Origin of the sequence: Paenibacillus sp. FSL R7-0273 (assembly GCF_000758625.1) — a bacterium.
Classification (GTDB): domain Bacteria; phylum Bacillota; class Bacilli; order Paenibacillales; family Paenibacillaceae; genus Paenibacillus_AQ.
The window spans coordinates 6675161-6695993 of the sequence record NZ_CP009283.1 but is presented as its reverse complement, the minus strand read 5'-3'; the positions used below and the strand labels follow the sequence as shown (position 1 = coordinate 6695993).

The following is a 20833-nucleotide window of genomic DNA, read 5'->3' as shown; positions in this document are numbered from 1 at the left end:
CAGCTGGAAATCATTAATACTACTGTCCCTTTAATAGACGAAGTTAACCGAGATTTCCTTAAGCAACGGGGCATTCTCATCTTTGGCAGACAGTACCGGAGAAACATTAATCGGCCACTCAATACCAATGTCTGGATCATTCCACAAAATACCACCGTCACATTCAGGTGCATACAATTCATCGCACTTATACTGGACTTCCACATCCTCTGTCAGCGTCATGAATCCGTGGGCAAAACCCTTAGGGATTAACAATTGCTTCTTATTCTCAGCCGTTAGCTCAATACCGAACCATTTACCGTAAGAAGGGCTCCCTTGACGGATATCTACTGCTACATCATAGATGGACCCTCGTGTACAGCGGACAAGCTTGGTTTGAGCTTTTGGATTTAATTGATAATGAAGACCGCGCAATGTTCCTTTTTCGGCTGAGTAAGACTGATTGTCCTGAACGAACTTGTAATTAAGATTTTGTTCCTGGAATTTTGCTTCACTATATGTCTCCATAAACCAGCCGCGGTGGTCTCCAAAAACTTCGGGTTCGACAACGAGAACGCCTTCCAAATTAGTCTTGGTAAAATTCATTTTTTTCACTCTCTCAGATATTAAAATTGGATTTTTCCGTTAGCCACCTTAATCAGGTATTGACCGTATCCGGTTTTACTCAGCTTATGCCCACACTCCAGCAGATGTTCCTTTGTAATCCAGCCGTTTATATAAGCGATCTCTTCAGGAGCAGAAATTTTAATGCCTTGATGATCTTCAATCGTTCTGACAAAGTTAGTAGCATCGACCAGACTTTGGTGTGTTCCCGTATCCAACCATGTGAAGCCTCGTCCCAGCAGAGCGACATCCAGCTCGCCCATTTTTAAATAGGCTTCATTAATGGACGTGATCTCCAATTCGCCCCGGTGTGATGGCTTCACCTCTTTAGCCAAAGAAACAACACGATTGTCATAGAAATAAAGACCTGTTACCGCATAATTAGACTTGGGGCTTACTGGTTTCTCTTCCACACTGAGAACTTTGCCATCTTTATCAAATTCGACCACGCCAAAGCGTTCGGGATCGGGCACATGATATCCGAATACGGTGGCGCCGCTTTCTTTACTAGCAGCCTGCTTTAAAATCTTGGTCATACCATTTCCGTAATAGATATTGTCTCCGAGTATCATCGCAACGGAATCTTCCCCGATGAATGATTCACCGAGAATAAAAGCCTGCGCAAGTCCGTCTGGACTGGGCTGAACAATGTATTGAAGCGAAATGCCAAACTGGGACCCATCGCCGAGCAGATTTTCGAAACGGGGTGTGTCCTCAGTAGTGGAGATAATTAAAATATCTTTGATGCCTGCCAGCATCAGGGTAGATAGAGGGTAATAAATCATTGGTTTATCATAGACTGGCAATAACTGTTTGCTGGTCACCATTGTGAGAGGGTAAAGGCGAGTGCCGCTTCCTCCCGCAAGAATTATACCTTTCATAACTGTTGTCAGCTCTCCTTGCAGTATATTAATTTTGGAAACAGTATCAACTTTTGTGTAATTATCACTTCAATATATATTTTACGCTCTATGTTCTTGGTTTGTCTATCTAGACAAAAATACATGTGTATATTAGGTTCTACCTGAGATGAAAAATAAATCCAAGTGTTTCTATTTTTGTGGCGGATAGCTGTGATATTTGATACAATTAATAAGTTAAAGGTTTGGAAATGACCCGCCAGACGGCGGTTTGGGAGGATATAAATGAACGAGCAAGGAATACGCAGAGAAGACGTAGAGCTGCTGGCTCCGGCCGGTGACTGGGAGTGTATGCGTGCAGCAGTGGCGAACGGTGCGGATGCGGTCTTTTTTGGCGTAGAAAAGTTTAATGCGCGGGCGAGAGCCAACAACTTCCGCATGGACGAGCTGCCGGAGATTATGGCGTTTCTTCATAGCTATGGAGTGAAGGGCTTTTTGACGTTTAATATACTGGTGTTTGAGAATGAGCTGGCAGATGCCAAGGAACTGATCGATGCTTGTATTGATGCAGGTGTGGATGCGGTAATTGTCCAGGATTTGGGGCTGGTGCGTATGATCCGCGAAATCTCCCCCGACTTCCCGATTCACGGCTCGACGCAAATGACGATTACTTCACCGGAAGCGGTGGAATTTACCAAGCCCTGGGGTATGGAACGTGTCGTACTTGGACGTGAAAATAACCTAAAGCAGATCAAGACGATTGGTGATCAGGCCCGCCTGCCAATGGAGGTGTTTGTGCACGGTGCGCTGTGTGTTTCCTATTCGGGTCAGTGTCTGACCTCGGAAATGTGGGGCGGACGGTCTGCGAACCGTGGTGAATGCGCCCAGGCCTGCCGTCTTCCGTATGATCTGATGGTAGATGGTGTTATTCAACCGATGGGTGATGTGACGTATCTGTTGTCTCCGAAGGATCTGGCGGCGATTGACCTGATGCCTGAGCTGATTGAGGCGGGCGTGACCTCCTTCAAAATCGAAGGCCGGCTCAAGACCCCGGAATACGTGGCGAACGTGGTCAGCAAATACCGTAAAGCGATTGACCGTTACTTTGACGGGAACTGGTCGCCGACCTCCAAGGAGGATATGCGTGAGCTGCAGCAGAGCTTTTCGCGCGGCTTTACGCATGGTTTCCTCGAAGGGACGAATAACAAGAAGCTGGTAGATGGAACATTTCCAAAAAGCCGCGGTGTTTACATGGGCACCGTGGAGCAGATCCTGCGCGATGGCGTAGTCTGCCGCATCCATGCTCCGCTTAAGCGCGGGGACGGGATTGTTTTTGACGCCGGTGATCCTACGAAGAAGGAAGAGGGCGGACGCGTCTATGACCTGCGCCGTAAAGGCGTGAAGCTTGAGGGCGAGGCCGGCGAGGGCTGGATCGTTGACATCGTGCCCGGCCGTAACGATGTAGACCTGCGCAGACTGCACGTCGGCGACCGCATCTGGAAGACTAATGACCCGGCGCTCGATAAGTCGCTGCGTCAGTCCTACGAAACCGAGAAGCCGTACCGTGTCTTCCCGGTACAAGTGAAGGTCGAGGGCCGCGTTGGCGAGCCGCTTGCCACCTGGTGGACCGACGTTCAGAAGAACGTTACGGTTCAAGTGAACTCGGAGCTGCTGCTGGAAGCCGCGCAGAAGCGCCCGATGGACACCGCCCTGCTGGAAGAGCAATTCGGCCGCCTTGGCGGGACCGTGTTCCAGCTTGAGGCGCTTGAGTCGCAGCTGGAAGGCGACGTGATCGTGCCTATGCGCGAGCTGAACAGCATCCGCCGTCAGGCGGTGGAGCTGCTTGCCGGCGAGCGCCCGAAGCCGCCCGTCTACGTGAAACGGGCGGTAGAGGTCTATGGCGACGCTGCCCGCAGGGGCGGCGCCGGGCTGCGCGGTGAAGCGGAGCTCACCGCGCTGTGCCGCAGCCTGCCGCAGGTGCAGGCTGCACTCGAAGCCGGCGTAACGAACATATACGCCGATTTCGAGTTCATCAAGCAGTTCCCGGCAGCGGTAGACGCTGTACGGGCTGCGGGAGCCAGTATTGCGCTGGCTACGCCGCGCATCCATATGCCGGGCGAAAACGGCTACCACGCCAATATTCTGCGCCTGCAGCCGGATGCTGTGCTGGTGCGCAACACCGGTGCGCTGTATTACTATCTCAAGCACCGGATGGAGCATCCGGATGCACAGCATCCGCGCCTGATCGGTGACTTCTCACTGAACATCGCTAACCACAAAGCAGTTGACCTGTTCCTGGAATCCGGTCTGGATGCAGTAACGCCATCCTATGACCTGAATATTCAGCAGATGGTCGATCTACTGGGACGTAGTGATACCTCGCGTATGGAGGTAGTGATTCATCAGCATCTGCCGATGTTTCATACAGAGCACTGTGTGTACTGTACCTTCATGAGTGAAGGCACCAACTACACCAACTGCGGCCGTCCATGTGAAGAGCAGCGCGCTTCACTGCAGGACCGTATCGGTATGTCACATCCGGTCCGTGTTGACGAAGGCTGCCGCAATACTGTATATAATGCAGTAGAGCAGTCCGGTGCAGAATACCTGAACAATTTCCGCGATCTGGGCGTCTCTTCCTTCCGGGTAGAATTCCTGGAGGAAACACCGGAGCAGGTTGAAGAAGTTATCAGCCTCTATACGCGCGCTCTGCGTGGTGAAATCTCCGGTACCCAAGTCTGGAAGAGCCTTAAGGCAACCAATCAGCTTGGTGTAACGCGGGGACAGCTGGTTAACGCTAAGTAAGTCCGGATTATTATATAGAGCCAGGGCCACTCAAGAGCATATTGTGCCGAACTTGAGTGTGCCTTGGCTATTTTTGCATAAACAGCCTTTGTTCCTAACATATAACAATTTAACTGCCAAAAAGCCTCCTAAACTGCTATAATTAAATCTAATATGCCCAGTTTCGCCGAAATTCGGGCCATTTCATAAGAACCAAAATCAGAAGGAGCTAATTCATGAAAATCCGTAAAGCGATTATTCCCGCGGCTGGTCTGGGTACACGCTTCCTGCCTGCTACCAAAGCGATGCCCAAAGAAATGCTGCCGATTGTAGACAAGCCAACGATTCAATATATTGTCGAAGAAGCTGTTGCCTCTGGTATTGAAGACATTATCATCGTCACGGGTAAGGGCAAACGGGCGATTGAGGACCATTTTGACAATTCATTTGAGCTGGAGTTTAATCTCGCCGAGAAGCAGAAGTGGGAACTTCTTGAGTCTGTGCGCAAATCCTCTGAGATGGCCGACATCCATTATATCCGGCAAAAGGAGCCGCGCGGCCTGGGACATGCCATCTGGTGTGCCCGCAAATTTATCGGTAATGAGCCGTTTGCAGTATTGCTAGGCGACGATATCGTCGAAGCAGATAAACCTTGTCTCAAGCAGATGATCGAGGTCTACGAAGAATATAAATCCTCCATTGTCGGGGTACAGCCTGTACCATGGGAAGAGGTATCCCGCTACGGTCTTGTAGACGGCACCCAACTGGCAGATCGTGTCTACAAAGCTAACCGGCTGGTGGAAAAGCCAAAGCGTGAAGATGCGCCATCTAACCTGGCTATTCTGGGGCGTTATATCCTGACTCCGCGCATCTTTGATATGCTGGGCGAACAGCAGGTGGGGGTAGGCGGAGAAATCCAGCTTACAGATGCGATCGCACGTCTGAGTGATGTGGAACGGATCATTGCCTATGATTTCGAAGGCAGACGGCATGACGTCGGCGAGAAGATGGGTTTTATCCAGACGACGATTCATTATGCGCTGCAGCATGAGGAGCTTAAGGAAGGGCTGCTGGAGTACCTTAAAGAGGTTATTGACAGTGAGGCTGCGAAGACAGGTAAGCTGTAAATGAATTCTGTATGATACAAAAGCATACGTTTTTAATAAAAAAGGGACGAGCTGTATTTAACAGCCCTGTCCCTTTTTTTGTGTTCAATTAGAACTGCTGTCCGGCAATCGCATCAATCTGCGCCGCTTCCGCTGCATCAGCAGCAATCAGCAGGTCATAGACAGCCTGATCCTGTCCGCCGCTGCGCTTCAACGCAGCCAGGTACCAGCGGGCGATGTCACGGTTAGTAGCATCTGCGTAATCTTCGCTAAGACCTGATTTAAGGGTTGCAGCCGCAAGCTCATTATCCCCGGACATCAGCTGCAGCTTACCGGCATTCAATGCGATGTTAGGCGTAACGGAGAATGGACGTCCCTGCAGCTGTTCAGGCGGCAGTGTCTTTAAATGCTCCACTCCATCAACCACATGCTTATAAGCATTAAGACCGGTAGTAATATATTCCTGTTTCTTGGCAGTATCCTGCAGCTCATGAGCCGTGTAGCTCAAAGAGAACGAGCGGCTAATAATGGCATCGTACCATTCAATATCCCAGTAGAATTTATAAGCATTATCCTGGTATACAGTAAAGGCAAGATCGGCTTGTCCTTTCAGATCGTAAATACCGGCAAGCTGCTTCAGCAATTCCTTATTATTAGGCTCATCTTCCAGCGCCCGGGTTACAGTGTTATAGGCTTCATCAATGTACTGAGAATCCTGGGTCTGGGTAAAGACCTGCTGATCTACGGATGAAAGATATATGACCGATTCAGGATGGAAGGGACGCTTGTCCAGTGCCTTCACCAGAGGTGCCTTGATCTCTTCATAGGACTGGCTGACACCAACAAGATTCTTGGCGTTCATCGCTGAATTGCTGGAGCTCAAGTAATTAATGGACAGGAACAGAAGAAAGACGGTTCCGACAGCAACTGCTGACAGGTAACCTATCCGCAGGCCAGCCTTGTTCCAGTTACCGCGCAGCACCTTATTATCCATTGAAATGCCCATGCCGGCAAGACTGAGGAAGACCAGGAGGCCCATAAAAGCATAACTTAAGTTGAAATCCAGTAAGCTGTGCACGAGTATGGATAGTGCAATGATATAGAAGAAGTAGCCATTAGCAAAGTCATCCTGGTCACGCTTGAGATAGCCACGGATATATTTGTAGAAAACATACCCGATAAATCCAATAAACACGATAAATCCGACAATCCCAACCTCAATCAGATACTGCAGGAAGAAGTTGTGTGCCTGACGGCTGGTATAAGGGTTGTTCTGATATTGCTCATAAAGAGATGCCCAGCCGCCGCCGCCGGCTCCGATAATGGGATGATCCTTAACAACCTTCATAGCATCTTTATAAAAAGTGAACCGTTCCAATACACTGTGCTGCTTAAAGTTAATATTCTCCAGACGGGTTTCGATGTTCGCAGGCAGGATGCTGCGTACGCTTGTTCCGATCAGCAGAAAGGCGACAATTCCTACAAGAACAAGTGAGCCGAGCGGAAGCCAGAGGCCGGTTCCTTTGCGTGATCCCCAGGCACCAAGCTTACTCTCCAGCCAAGGTGCTACATAATGTTGTATAACCCATCCTAGCCCGGCTACTACCAGAGAAGCAATGATCAGGTAAGCCCAACCCTTTAATGCAGCCCCGGAAGTGAATGCTGCATTCAGCTCGGTTCCGAGAGAGGTCAGCGGGTTCGTTACCGCCAGTGCAGCAATACCTGCAATCGCCAGATGAATAATCCAGAGGATCTGCTGGGCTGGTTTTAGCAGCACTAGCAGCAGGATAAACACGACAGGCAACATAACAAGTCCGCCGCGGGATAAGGTAAGCAGCAATGAAACGATAATGGGCACCAGCATAAAACCGTGTGTCAGCGTCCCATACCACTTTTTAGAGCGGATCAGGGCAAATACCGCTACAAACAGAAACGCCATCAAAAAGGCGGCATAAGTATTCGCATATTGGAAAACGGAGGTTAAACGCAGACCGTTAGAGTCGGTCATGACCGCATCCAGATAAATACCATTAATTACTGTATTCGAAAACCATCCAATCAGACCTCCGGCAAATTTCGCGCCGCCAAGCCAGTTAATCAGGCCAAACATTACGATAAAATAGGAGATAGCAAGAATCGCATTCTGTATGACAACATTTAGTCGCTTTTGCTTGAGCAGATATAACGCTATAATGAATATTGCAATGTACATGCTCTGAATAAGCAGCATATTCATCGCCATATAATGCGAAGCTGCACCAAAAAGCGACAACGCATATGTTATAGGAAGCAGCAATGCAGCAACTACGACCAAGTCACGCTGCTCCTCAATCTTGAACTTTGTAAAGTACAAGCCTATCCAGACCAGCAGCAGGAAACTGCTAAGTACTGAGGCTATGTAGATCGGCTTCTCAAAATCTAACGACTGCCCGTTGAACAAGCCAACCTGGAACGGGGTCCAGATCAGAAACAAAATAAAAGCAACCGCCAATGCCCACACCTGGCTGGATATCTTTTCTACATTTCTCGACTGGGCTGCATTTTTACCGTATACTGGTTTCGACACGTTTTAATCTCCTTTTCCTGTAGGTACGACAATATTTTAGCATATCATTATACTTAGAGTCAGTAATATTTCGATTTTATAAACATGCATAAATATGAGTTGGGAGAGAATCAAAGGTATGGGAGACTGATGTGCTTGATGATAACAAATCTGTAAAAATCTATTAATACATAGATTTTATTTTAAGTTTATTTTATTTATGAATCAAGGAGAGAGAAAATAATGTCTGTTTTTTCATCGATTTGCAGAAATAAAAATTTAATTATGCAACTGGCAAAAAGGGATATATTAGTTAAATACCGAGGTTCTATTTTGGGGAAAATTTGGGCGATTCTGAATCCTTTGATTATGCTGATCATCTATACTATTGTCTTCGGTGAGATATTTAAGTCCAAATGGGGAAATACCGAAAATGAGAGTACATTTATTTTTGGCCTGACTCTTTTTACGGGGATGATTGTATATAACTTGTTTTCAGAGGTGTTAAGCCGGTCAGCCACAATCATTCAATCTAATGTTAATTATGTGAAAAAAATAATATTCCCTCTTGAAATATTAGTTGTTGTTTTAATGCTAACCGCTTTATTTAATGGACTTATTAGCCTGATTGTACTGATTATAATGAATGTTTTTTTAGGACAAGCCTTATCTTGGACGATTTTCCTCATTCCCGTGGTTTTATTTCCAATTATTTTATTATCTATGGGCTTAGCCTGGTTTTTGGCTGCATTGGGAGTCTTCTTTAAAGACACAAATTATATTGTGACATTGATTCTTCAAATTGTACTTTTTCTTTCCCCGGTTTTTTATTCAATAGAAAATGTTCCTGACTATTTGAAGGGTATTTATAATTTTAATCCTCTTGGAATTGTAATACAGCAGATGAGGGAAATTGTATTATGGGGTGAAATTCCGGACTGGATACAATGGGCCAATATTACCTCGATATCCATTTTAATTTTTGTGGCTGGTTATTATTTCTTTATAAAGTTGAAGGGAGCCTTTGCAGATGTTATCTGAGGATAATGCAATTGAAATAAAAAATATAAGTAAAAAGTATTATTTGTACAACAGCCCTGCTGACAGAATGGTTTCCTCACTGTTTAAAAACTGGAAGAAGTTTAATGAAGTCAATGCTTTGAATAATATCACAATAAATATTCCTAAAGGGAAAACAATTGGTTTAATAGGGCAAAACGGTTCGGGAAAAAGTACTCTGCTGCAGATCATTACAGGTATTCTAAAATCTACAAGCGGTGAGATTGAAGTCAACGGCAGAATTGCTGCACTACTAGAGCTGGGATCGGGTTTTAATCCGGAGTTTACCGGAAGAGAAAATGTATATATGAATGCAACAATATTAGGCTTAACCAGAGAAGAGATTAATGAAAGATTTAGTGATATTGAACAATTTGCAGAGATTGGTCACTTTATTGATCAACCGGTTAAAACATACTCAAGCGGAATGTTCCTTAGATTGGCGTTCGCTACAGCAGTTCATACCGATCCCGATATTCTTATTGTTGATGAAGCACTAGCTGTGGGGGATGTACGCTTTCAAAGTAAGTGTTTTCGAAAATTTAAAGAGTTTCAGGAACGTGGTAAAACGATTTTGTTTGTTACGCATGCGACTGAGTTACTTATAAGGCATTGTGATTATGCATATCTGATTAATAAAGGTGAATTAATCCAAGAGGGGCTTCCTAAAGAGGTTGTTAATACTTATTTGGATCTGATTTATGGTAAACAGAAAAAACTTAGTGATACGGCGCAAATCCCGGAAACGAAAGCTCAAGACAGAGAATTAGATGCGGAAATGCAACAGAAATATTCTCAAGAAACAATTGAATTTATAACGAGTCAAAATTTTGAGGCCAATTGCGAAAATAGAAGGAGTTATAATCAAAATGAATTTAGATGGGGAGATAAAAGAGCCGAAATTATAGATTATCTGGTGTTGTCAAATGATATGGTAGATCCGATCGATTGTAGTTCAACCGAATTGCTTCAAATTATTATGAAAGTTAAGTTTAATGATAATGTGACTTCGCCTATCTACGGCTTAACTATTAAAACGGTGGATGGCGTTACTGTATATGGGAATAATTCTAGAGATGATTCAATTGAGGTCTCTTCACAAACTGAGGCTAATATTTCCTGCGTTAAATTTGCTTTCATTCCTCAGCTTGTTGAAGGGGATTATTTTATTTCGTTGGGTATAGCCGAAGATGTCCCAGGATTAGAGGCTCCGCCGCTAGATAGAAGGTACGATCTTATACATCTGAAGTTCCATCACGAAACTTTAGGTTTTGGTATTGTAGATCTCGGGATGAAAATAGAACAATTGATTTAATTGGAGTTAAGTTTCTGAGTTTAATTTGTAATGAGGTGAGAGTATGACGGTCAGTGGAGACGAATATCAAGCACATTCTAAATTATTAAATTTAAATTATTACAATGGAAATGACAATTATAGTGATGGCGAAATCGAAGATGAAATTATTAATTATCTAAAAAATTCACAAGATGATCCTACTATAATAGAGAGCATTTACGAAAAGGATACACGCTGGCCTATTGTGTATCATTTATCTCATATTAGAAAAAATATTATCAATTGGTATCCATTTAAAGAAGGGGCTAGGATTTTAGAGATTGGTGCAGGGATGGGGGCTATTACTGGTACACTTTGTGATCATGCAAGTCAAGTGACAGCGATAGAATTATCTAAACGAAGAGCAGAGGCTATTGCGATTAGAAACTCCGATAGAGAAAATCTTGAAATTGTAGTAGGGAATTTAAATGATATTGAATTGCCCGATAAATACGATTATATTACATTAATTGGTGTTCTGGAATATGCCGAGTCATTTACTCATGAAGAACAACCATATAACAAATTTTTGGAGAAAGTCAGTAAATTTCTTGCTCCTGACGGGAAAGTTTTAATCGCTATTGAAAATAGGATGGGACTCAAATATTGGTGTGGCGCTAAAGAAGATCACACTAATGTGCAATATGATGGAATTGCTGGATACCCTCTTTCAAAGGGTGTCAGAACATTTGGACGAAATGAACTTGAAGCGTTATTGGCCTCTGCGGGGTTTGAAAACAATCAATTTTATTATCCGCTTCCAGATTATAAACTTCCTCAGGTTATATTCTCTGACGATTATTTACCCACAATTAAAAACTCGAAAAGGTATAGACCGTTCTATTCTGAAACCGAAAATCTTAATATGAGTGAACATACCGCAATTGATGCGCTTATCGATGATAACTCGTTCCCTATGATGGCCAATTCTTTTTTTGTTGAAGCGGCCATTAATTATAGTGAAGATTCAAAGGTTTCTTTTGTTACTTTTAACAACGATAGGTATGAACATTTAAGAGTGCATACAAGAATAATAGATAATAAGAAGGTAGAGAAATTCTGTAATGAGAAGGCATTAAAGCATTTAGAGAAGATTGAAGATAATAATCATCTGCTCTCTGAAATAGGTATACCAATGAACAGAGAGGTTTTAATTAATAACCGGCTTGTAAGTGAGTATATGCCTCATGAAACAGTTGAAGATAGAATTCTTGATTTCTTTAAGCACAGAAATAAAGAGGGAGCTATCGATGTAATTGATCAATTTTGGAATATGCTTCTAACCTGTTCCACTAATAAATCTGAAGACCAAAGCTCATTTTCTTTTTTTATGGATGGTTACATTGATTTAATCTTTTCTAATTGCTTCATAAAAGAAAGGGAATTTTGTTTTTTTGATCAAGAGTGGAAGTTTGGAGTTCTGCCAACGGAATTTGTTATGTTTAGAGCCATAACTAATTTATATCGTTTTAATAGTTTTATTGAAACAATAATCTCCCAAAATGAGCTTTTTTTAAGATACGGCATAGATGAATCCAAAACTGATTATTTTAATGATGTAGAAGAACAATTAATGAATGAAATATTGGATAAGCATATTGTAGAATATCTGGAAATGCGTAGTCGTTATAACGATGATACAAGCATTGCAGAATCCTACGCTGATCAAATAAATAAAATTTGTAATGACTACGAAAGAGAAATAGAACGAATTCATAATGAACAATCAAATGAGCTTGAAGATAAGAATAAGCAAATAAAAACAGTTGTTGAAGATTATGAAAGAGAAATAGCAAGACTTCAAAGAGCCAATGATACTCGTATAAATGAGATATGCAATGATTATGAGATCGAAGTGGCCCGGCTTAATGCAATAATTAAAGAACATAGTATTGAATTGTCTGCGATAAAAGAAAGTAATAAGGAACTTGAGTTATATAAGGATGACATACAACAAAACTATATATTGGTCCGGAAAAATTTGAAGGATTATTTCAAAAAGAATTGATTGTGAGGGGGAATGATTTTGAATATTAAACAAGGGGTTAGGAAAATAGCAAAACGGATGTATCATTTGTTGCCTATACGACACAAGACTAAGAAAAAAATGAGCTATTTTGTTAAACGTAATTTCTTCCGTGAGTATACCGGGGCTGGGATTATTAATATTTACAGTAATTCCTATAATGCAGACTTTTCAAATAAAAGTATAAAAAAAGTTTCAGTGGTGATTCCAAATTATAATTATGCAGAATATATAGTCGAACGAATTGATTCGGTGTTGTTACAGACTTATCCTATTCATGAGCTGATTATAATTGATGATTGTTCCCGGGACAATAGTGTAGAAGTGATAGAAAAACATTTAAAAAAATTAGGATCGCCTCAGAATATAAAGTTTATTATTAACGAAAAAAACAGCGGAAACGTATTTGCTCAATGGCAGTACGGATTTAAACATGCTTCAGGAGATTATGTGTGGATTGCAGAGGCTGATGACAGCTGCCACCCGAGGTTTCTTGAAAGTATTATGGAAGGGTTTGACGACGACAGGGTTGTAATTTCGTATTGTGAGTCTCTCACAATGAATGAACATAACCAAGTTTTAATGAAAGATTTACGGCCTTGGATTGATATCTACAAAACCGGAAAATGGGATAAAAGCTATATTATTGATGGAGTCGAGGAAATTACTTCAACAATGTGCATTAACAATACCATAGCAAATGCCTCTAGCGTTGTCTTTAAAAATGGAGATTACCATGAGATACTGGAAGTTTCTAAGGGATATAGATTAGCCGGGGATTGGTACGCTTATATGAAAATTCTTGAACTTGGAAAAGTAGCATATCTGGATGAATCATTGAATTACCATAGAATGCAAGAAAAGAGCGTAACTCTAAGTATTGATAAAAAAATGGAGTTTGATGAAATATGCAGAATGCAAGATTATGCATTAAATAATTATGCTTTAAAAGAAGATGTTAAGCAAAGAGTGCTGGAAAGAAGAGAAAGGGAGCGACTCAGATTTGGACTATAATAAAACACTTTCAGTAATTATACCTGTATATAATACTGAAAGGTATCTTAAACGTTGTTTAGATTCAGCACTGGCTGCACTCCCTGATAATTCGGAAATACTTATAGTTAATGATGGCTCTCCGGATCAATCTGAAAAAATTGCTATGGAGTATTTTGAGGAATTTCCGGAAATCATTCGCTATTTCTACAAGACTAATGGTGGATTGTCTGATGCTAAAAATTATGGCCTTAATCATGCTGAAGGTGAGTATATAATATTTTTAGATTCAGACGATTACATAGACCCAGATATGTATAACGAAATTTTGAATGAAATGAAGCAGAGCGGTGCACAACTGGGGATTTGTGATATTGATTGTGAGTACGAGACGGACGGATCAAGTGTAATTAGCCATTGTTATAACCCTAATAGGGGAAGCGTTTTTTTTCAGATTATAGACACTCCTTTGGTGGCTGCCTCTTGGAATAAAATTATTCATAGAAGCTTGTTTAATGGGTTGGATTACCCTACAGGGCTTAACAACGAAGATGTAGCGGTTACACCTATAATTTTGGCTCGTGCTAATCATTGTGTAATTGTTAAAAAACCTATGTATAAATACGTGCAGCGCCCTGGATCTATACAAAATTCAAAATTTAGCAATAAGAGATTTGTTATTATTGAAACAACAAATATTGCGATTGAACGTGCTGCTGAACTGCCAATTCATATTCAAAGACAAATTAAAGGCTCATTATATATTCATCAAATTCTTGGGGTAGCGCTTTATCCAATCAGAAATCAACAATTCTTCAAAAGATATTCTATGATTAAGGAATACATGAGGAAAGTTAATAGTTGTTTTGATGACTTTTTTCAAAATAGATATGTCTTGGACAACGGTTTAATGGATAATCGCAAACACAGGATATTTAAGAGACTAAGTGTAATATTGCTAAAAAGAAAGTTATATTTAGCAACTTCCATTTTTTTTGAGTTTATAAATGTAGCGGAAAAAATAAACGCACAAATGGTTAAGAAGGGACATAAGTAGGTGGGTATTCCATTGGAAACAAATAAAAGAATTGATTGGATTGATATTTTCAAAGGGTTAATCATACTATTTGTAGTTATCGGGCATGAGAATGGATTTCTGGTTAAATATGTTTATTTATTCCACATGCCTGCCTTCTTTTTTATATCCGGATTTACTGCGAATTTAGACAAACAAGGGTTTTATTCGTTTACCCGAGATAGGTTCTTGAGACTAATAATACCTGTATATTGCATTAATATTCTTTTTTTCTTATTTAGATGGATAATGAATTTGTTGGGAATGGGTTTGTTGTTTTATAACGAACCGATGAATGCACAGGGCTTTATCGAAAGTGTATATAATTTATTTGCGTTTAACATAGGTTCAGATTTAGCAGGGGTATCTTGGTTTTTTACTGTTTTATTTTTAAGTTCCGTAATTCATAAGATTTTATATGATGTTTTTCAAAAAAGAAAGATTGCATTACTAATTGCTTCAGTAGTGTTATTCATTATCGGATACTGGTATGTAAGACATAATATTGTTTTTCATAGAACGCTATTTGATCTGGTTTTGATAGCTCAATTTTATTTTATGTGCGGTTTTCTTTTATCCAAGAGTAAATTCAAGACAGCGCAAATAAAAATTAATAGCGATATTCTCATATGTGCGCTGGTACTGCTTCTTTATCCCTTATACTACTTTGCTAATATTAAATGGGGAGGTACGGATTATCCCAGCAGAGGTTTTGGTAATCCCGTAATCAATGTAATTTCCGCTTTTATTGGTATAGCTATTACCTTTATAATTAGTTGTCTAATTAGGAATATCAATACATTAAAGAAAATCTCTACTAAAATAGGCGGAAATACACTAACTATAGCACTGTTTCATTTTTTGGCTTTTAGAATTTGCTTTGGTTTTCTTTATATGCTTCATATCGTTGACCGTTCCCAAGTACAGCAACTTATACCTGGTAAGAATCCGAATTATGAGGTTGTACTTCTTGTGTTTACTATCGGTTTTTGTTTAATTGTGAATATAGTTTTGCGTAAAAATAGTATTTCAGCCACGCTAATCCTTGGTGAAAAAACGGAATTTCAAAAAAGATTATCATTAATATTAGATTATTGCTTTAAACCAATTATCAAATTAGGTGAGAAAATGAAATCCTTGATTTATGCTAAAATAAAAGGCGTTATTCCCCATATTAAAGAAAGGCCAATATTGTCTTTTTTTATGCTGGTTATAATTGGGTACAAAATAACATATTTTATGCGACCGTGGATAAATGTAAATGATGAGTTAATAACGCTGATAAGTTCACAGAAAGGTATCGGATCCATTTATGAATCTATCGCCAATATTACATTAGGTCAAGGCAGGGCTTATTTTTTTGGGAACGTAATTGCTATGCTAATGTTCGCAATTAAAAGTACGCTTGTTTTTCGTGCGCTGAGTTTAATAATACTGCTCTCCAACATATATTCCTTTGTCTTATTGTGTAAAGAAATCAGGAAATCCAGTGTACTTTGCTGGATGGTATGCTTTGCTTATTTCGTATGTTTAACGTTCTCCTGGGAACCAACAATCCCTAATGCGTATACAACGTTTTACGGGCTAAGTATTACTATTTTATTTTTATCGTTGAGAAGCTTTTATCTGTACCTTGAAAGAAAACAAACAAGACATATCATTTTTAGTACTATAGGGTATATTATCTGTCTCTTTACTTACGAGTTGTTCATTTTATTCGCCCCTCTGTATTTATTAATAGTACTTAGCAGAGAGAAGGAATTAAAAAAGTCTTTCCTGAAAGTACTTCCAATAATAATTGCTACTGCAGGATATCTGGTATTCTATCTGATTTGGCGCAGCCTTTTCGGTGCAGGGTATCAAGGAGCAACTGTTGATATTGCAAGCTTTTCTATTCGTGATTGCATTTATGCTATCGTAGTGTTAAGTCTTAGTGCTATACCTGGCTTATTATTCTTCAGTGACAAGTACCGGTATATATTATTTAGTTTATATGGGGATCAACAGTTTGATAACCGATATTTAAATATGGCAACCCAAGTGTTTACGGTGGAAAATATCCTGTTAGGGATATTATCTTTCTACGTATTTTATCAATTATTGAAAGAATCTAAAGAAACGTTACCCCTGAAGAAAATGCTCATCTTATTGTGCGTGACGGCAGCTTATGGTTTTTTGCCAAGTACCTTACTGTCAGTGACTCCACTGTATCAAAATGCAGTAAAAACAAGTTCGTTTTTGACTGTTACTGCTTCGTATATCTCATTGTTTGCCTTTATATTGTTTTTTTGTTTGTTAATAACCTGGTTATTGCCTAAAATAACCTCTCAAAAAAATCGGAAAATCTTACTTTGTTTAGCTTCTAGTATGATTGCCTTGGCATGTATTTTTAGCAATTTTCAGAGTAATACCATTACTAAACATCAAGAATATTTAAAGCATCGGTTATCATTTATAAACTCATTTATTAATAGTGATGCATTTAGCAATATTGAAGACGGTGCAACGGTATATTCTCCTTCTATATTTAAATCGGAAATGAGTCTTGCCATACATGATTCGTTCTGGGATGAGTATACAAAAATTCAACTGGGCAAAACTGTCCACTTTACAAAAGAGTTACCCAATTCAAGTGTTAATTCACCGGTATATTATCTGAAAGAGACCGAACTTGACTCAAGAGAAGAACGATACATTGTATTTGGGAAATTTAATGAAAGTGTAGAGCTTGCTGATTTCACGAGTAATGAAGCCTTAGTGATATACAGTGGCAAACAAAAACAACACATTATTGAAGGCAAATTAAATGCTAACGGCGAGAACAGTATCACGCTTAACAATCAAAGTGCTGTTTCTGTAAATGGTATATTCCAAATTAATGTTCAAGGTCAAGATGCTTATACAAATGGTAGACTTCCCGGGTCGCTGATTTTTGACCTTAAAGGAGAAACATTGAATTTAAATAGTATCGGATTAGTTACTGGTCAATTTGAAAGTTATGAGTTGTATAAAAGCAAGGCTGGAAATACATTAGCCACAGGAACCAATCAGACAGGCTGGTATGCTCCAGAGAGTAATGGAAGTGGAAGATGGATGGGGAAAGAGGCAAGCGTCAAAGTATCATCCGGACATTCCGGCACATTAATTATTAACGGCTATATGACAAATTATATAGAATCAAATGAAATTGAGGTTTTAATAGATGGAGAAGAAGTGGGCCGGCAGATAGTAAGAGAAGGGAATTTCATTTTTAATGTCAAAACTCCTACCGATAAAGTGATTCAAGTTACCTTAAGGGCAGCAAGAACTATGATTCCAGCTGATTTAAATATTAACAATGATACCAGGGAGCTTTCTGTTCTAATTAACTCGATTGAATCGAAGTAACCAGAGTATTTGCTAGAGGTGACAAATGGATAAAGTTCAAGTTCTAATGTCAACATACAATGGTGAAAAATATATTGAAGAACAACTGCAAAGCATATTGCAACAAAGCTATCATAATATAGAGATTCTTATTCGTGACGATGGTTCAAATGATAATACAGTAAACATTATTCGGAAATATGCGGATATGTATTCTGATAAGATTCGTTTTATTAAAGGGAGTAATGCAGGAATTATACCAAGTTTTTTTAAATTGCTAGGTGCCGTTGACTTAAACGCGTCGTATTATTGCTTCTGTGATCAAGATGATGTTTGGATGAACGATAAGGTTGAACGGGCAGTAAATGTTTTGCAGTTATGTGATAGGGCTGGGATGTATTTCTCATCAACAATGTTGGCAGATCAAGATCTCCGCCCGATTAAAGTTTGGCCGGCTCCGTCTCAAAAGGCTCCACACTTCTACAATGCTCTAATTCAAAATGTTGCTGTAGGTGCAACCGTAGTTATCAATAAAGCAGCAAGAGACCTATTGATCTCTAAAACGGTTAATCACGAAAATCTTCAAATGCATGACTGGTGGGCGTATCTGTGTGTATCTGCTTTCGGGAGAGTATATTATGATGAGCAGCCAACAATATATTATAGGCAGCATAATAATAACGTTGTAGGCGGCCACAGAACTATTTTTCATGAGCTGTGGAATAAGTGGAGAAGCTTTCGAAAGCATTCAGGTCATAAGCTTTTGAAAAAACAAGCAATAGAATTTAATAAACTTTATGCGGATTCATTAGATACTGAAAAGCTCAATCAGCTAAAACTTTTTATCCAGGATCGAAAATCTGTGAAACATAAACTCCTGTTTCTGAGAAGCTCGAAGCTATACCGGCATTCTTTTTTAGAAAATCAATTATTTAAATTTCTCATTATAATTGACTACGTGTAGGACTGGTTAAGATATTGAGCGAATTACAAGGAGGATTAAAGTGCAGACACCATCAAGTAAAATAGTACAAATAGAATCTTTAGGTGACGAACGAGGTCAACTAACGGTACTGGAAGAGAACAAATTCATTCCGTTTGAGTTTAAGCGAGTATTTTATATTTACGGTACTATAGCAGGTATTCGCAGAGGATTCCATGCCCATTATAAAACCAGACAGGCCTTAATCTGTGTTACGGGGAACTGCAAAGTACATTTGGACAATACTAAAAGAACAGAAGAAGTACAATTAGATTCCCCTAATACAGTTCTCATCCTAGAGCCAAATGATTGGCATGAGATGTATGACTTTTCGGCGGATTGTGTATTGTTGGTGCTTGCTTCACACCTATATGATCCGGAAGATTATATTCGTGATTATAATAAATTTATAGAGGTTTACTCAAATAAATAGTATGTTATTAAATAGTTTTGTAAGAGGGAGAGGTCAAGCATGAAGTTGAGATGGATCAACTTTTTAAAGGGCGCAGCTATGCTTGCAGTTGTTTTTGATCATTTATATGGATTGGTTTATGTGAATGCGTTTATTCATAGTTTAACGATATATTCAGTCACTCTGTTTATCATTTTGGCTGGATTTACATCATCCATATCTATAGGAAGAACAAAGATGCCAATTAGAGCCTATATAGTTAAAAGAATAACTCCAATTGTTGTTCCATATTTGGTGGCAACTTTGGTTTACCATCTGTATTGGAATAACCTTCGTTTTGATTTTAATGTTTTTAAAAACCAGGTAATAATGTTTAATGCTTCTGCTCCATTTTATTTTGTTCTATTTTTTCTTCAACTAATAGTTGTCTCCCCACTACTGTATAGGGTGTTTCATGGGCGTGTATTTTATCAACAATTATTAGGATTGTTTTTTATATATCTAATGAGTTTTTATTTGACTCATTTTACAAGTGTGGCAAATTACTACGGAGGAGCTAGCAGGGTTTTAGGGGGATCGTATTTATTTTGTTTTTCTCTTGGGATTTTTCTGCAGTTACTCTCAAGCAATCCGCCTATTTTTTTAAAAAAAGTGTTTCAATCTGATATAAAGATACTTGTAGTTGGACTAGTGACAGCATTGATTGCAATGTTTATTTACATAAATGCTCATCTTTTAGACAAGAGTTGGGCGAACCCTCCTAATAAAAATACGTTATTCTATACAATTATAATAGCGTCAATTTTATTTTTTGCTTTTCAAATCGCTGAAAAAAGAATAAAACAGCTTGCTTTAATTTTCACACCCATAGAATTAATTGGAAGTAATTCTCTTTATGTGTTCTTATATCACTCTTTATTTATATACATTGGGCAAAGAATCGGACTACTGACGATTAATTCAGGAAAGATATTATTTCCAATATTTTGTCTGGTGTTTAGTGTGTTGATTGGCATAATTACTACTAAAAGTAAGGCGTTAATAAAATTTCGTGGTTTGAACTTATAAAGTGCGTGCGTCTAACATTTGGAGGTGTAATGTGAATGAAACAATATTATAGTCATCCTCAAGCCATTGTTGAGTCCGAGAATATTGGAGCCAATACTCGTGTCTGGGCATTTGCACATATTCTTCCGGGTGCTGTTCTAGGTGAGGATTGTAACGTGAATGATCATACATTTATTGAAAATGATGTAGTAATAGGGAATAAAGTTACAGTTAAATCTGGCGTCTATATTTGGGACGGTGTAACAATACATGATAATGTCTTTATTGGTCCAAATGTTACTTTTACTAATGATCTAAGACCTCGTTCCAAGCAGTATCCAAGTGAATTTCTGAAAACCGTTCTTGAAGAGTGGGTGTCTATAGGAGCTAATGCAACAATAATCGCAGGCAACACTATAGGTAAATATGCTATGGTAGGGGCAGGCTCCCTAGTAACTAAAAATATTCCCAATAACACACTTTGGTATGGTAATCCGGCAAAGTTTAAGAGCTATATTTGTAACTGCGGCGAAAAGTTAAATACTCAATTATCTTGCCCGGCATGCGGTAAGAATTATTCTTTGAAGGACGGGAATATTATTGAGAGCGATACACTACTTGAATTAGAATAGGTGGACT

At 39.7% G+C, this 20833-nt stretch carries 15 protein-coding genes; 12 read left to right on the top strand and 3 right to left on the bottom strand.

Going from position 1 to position 20833, the window contains the following annotated elements; translation table 11 throughout:
• Positions 1-30 precede the first annotated feature (30 nt).
• Complete coding sequence (rfbC, locus tag R70723_RS28830; protein WP_039877471.1) at positions 31-585, bottom strand: dTDP-4-dehydrorhamnose 3,5-epimerase; 555 nt, start codon at positions 583-585, stop codon at positions 31-33.
• Positions 586-605: 20 nt separating this feature from the next.
• Positions 606-1484 (bottom strand): glucose-1-phosphate thymidylyltransferase RfbA, encoded by an 879-nt coding sequence (gene rfbA, locus R70723_RS28825; protein ID WP_039877470.1) that lies wholly within the window; start codon positions 1482-1484, stop codon positions 606-608.
• Positions 1485-1748: 264 nt separating this feature from the next.
• On the opposite strand from rfbA, the gene R70723_RS28820 reads away from it, so the two are divergent.
• Positions 1749-4268: a U32 family peptidase gene (locus R70723_RS28820; protein ID WP_039877468.1), complete on the top strand. Its 2520-nt coding sequence runs from the start codon at positions 1749-1751 to the stop codon at positions 4266-4268.
• 215 nt (positions 4269-4483) lie between these two features.
• Positions 4484-5374: a UTP--glucose-1-phosphate uridylyltransferase GalU gene (gene galU, locus R70723_RS28815; RefSeq protein ID WP_039877467.1), complete on the top strand. Its 891-nt coding sequence runs from the start codon at positions 4484-4486 to the stop codon at positions 5372-5374.
• A gap of 88 nt (positions 5375-5462) precedes the next feature.
• Here galU and R70723_RS28810 read toward each other — a convergent pair whose 3' ends face one another.
• A complete protein-coding gene (locus R70723_RS28810; RefSeq protein ID WP_039877466.1) occupies positions 5463-7919 on the bottom strand; it encodes an O-antigen ligase family protein in 2457 nt (818 codons plus the stop codon).
• 222 nt (positions 7920-8141) lie between these two features.
• Here R70723_RS28810 and R70723_RS28805 point away from each other — a divergent pair, with 222 nt between their 5' ends.
• The 10 genes from R70723_RS28805 to R70723_RS28760 are packed head-to-tail and all read left to right on the top strand — an operon-like array spanning position 8142 to position 20826.
• The gene (locus R70723_RS28805; protein ID WP_039877465.1) at positions 8142-8939 is read left to right on the top strand and encodes an ABC transporter permease; all 798 of its coding nucleotides are present in this window, start codon (positions 8142-8144) and stop codon (positions 8937-8939) included.
• Entirely contained in the window at positions 8929-10272 is a 1344-nt protein-coding gene (locus R70723_RS28800) for an ABC transporter ATP-binding protein (RefSeq protein ID WP_039877464.1), read from the top strand. Before R70723_RS28805 ends, R70723_RS28800 begins: the two co-directional genes overlap by 11 nt.
• Before the next feature lie 43 nt (positions 10273-10315).
• Positions 10316-12301, top strand: a complete 1986-nt coding sequence (locus R70723_RS32645) for a class I SAM-dependent methyltransferase (RefSeq protein WP_063837776.1) — start codon at positions 10316-10318, stop codon at positions 12299-12301.
• 18 nt (positions 12302-12319) lie between these two features.
• A complete protein-coding gene (locus tag R70723_RS28790) occupies positions 12320-13333 on the top strand; it encodes a glycosyltransferase family 2 protein (protein ID WP_039877462.1) in 1014 nt (337 codons plus the stop codon).
• Positions 13323-14369, top strand: coding sequence for a glycosyltransferase family 2 protein (locus R70723_RS28785; RefSeq protein ID WP_039877460.1), 1047 nt, complete (start codon positions 13323-13325; stop codon positions 14367-14369). The genes R70723_RS28790 and R70723_RS28785 overlap by 11 nt, the downstream gene beginning before the upstream one ends.
• Positions 14370-14381: 12 nt before the next feature.
• Positions 14382-17774 (top strand): acyltransferase family protein, encoded by a 3393-nt coding sequence (locus R70723_RS28780; protein ID WP_039877459.1) that lies wholly within the window; start codon positions 14382-14384, stop codon positions 17772-17774.
• Positions 17775-17799: 25 nt separating this feature from the next.
• Positions 17800-18717 (top strand): glycosyltransferase family 2 protein, encoded by a 918-nt coding sequence (locus R70723_RS28775; protein ID WP_039877458.1) that lies wholly within the window; start codon positions 17800-17802, stop codon positions 18715-18717.
• A 40-nt stretch (positions 18718-18757) separates the two neighbouring features.
• On the top strand, positions 18758-19168 hold the full coding sequence (locus R70723_RS28770) for a sugar 3,4-ketoisomerase (protein WP_039877456.1): 411 nt from the start codon (positions 18758-18760) through the stop codon (positions 19166-19168).
• Positions 19169-19207: 39 nt separating this feature from the next.
• Complete coding sequence (locus R70723_RS28765; protein ID WP_039877455.1) at positions 19208-20215, top strand: acyltransferase family protein; 1008 nt, start codon at positions 19208-19210, stop codon at positions 20213-20215.
• A gap of 35 nt (positions 20216-20250) precedes the next feature.
• A complete protein-coding gene (locus tag R70723_RS28760) occupies positions 20251-20826 on the top strand; it encodes an acyltransferase (RefSeq protein ID WP_039877454.1) in 576 nt (191 codons plus the stop codon).
• Positions 20827-20833 lie beyond the last annotated feature (7 nt).